Source organism: Stenotrophomonas sp. GbtcB23 (genome assembly GCF_019091045.1).
Classification (GTDB): Bacteria; Pseudomonadota; Gammaproteobacteria; order Xanthomonadales; family Xanthomonadaceae; genus Stenotrophomonas; species Stenotrophomonas rhizophila_A.
The window spans coordinates 1-280 of the sequence record NZ_JAGXKC010000359.1; the positions used below are offsets into that span (position 1 = coordinate 1).

1 pseudogene is annotated in these 280 nt (G+C 69.6%); it reads left to right on the forward strand.

Going from position 1 to position 280, the window contains the following annotated elements:
- Positions 1 to 138 (forward strand): annotated as a pseudogene (locus KVS69_RS21355) (glutaredoxin); the annotation flags it as partial.
- Between the last annotated feature and the right edge of the window lie 142 nt (positions 139 to 280).

Consider the following 280-nt stretch of genomic DNA (forward strand, 5'->3'; position numbering starts at 1 on the left):
CGCCGGGAACTCAAGTGCGCCTGTGTGGGCGGGGACAGCAACGTGCCGCTGGGCTTCGTGTCCCTGACCGAGAACCTGATGATGGTGGCGATGGCCCTGTGGATGTGGGCCAAGGTCGCCTACCTTGGGATGCACTGAGCGCCGCGCCAGGTACGGCGCAGCGCACGTGCTCGCATCGGCCGTCCTGTGTGCAGGCCGGCCACGACGCGGTGTTACTGCGCGCGCGGCGGGAAGCCAGCTTCGCTCAGGGCCGCGGCGATCTGCTCTTGCGAGGCCGAGG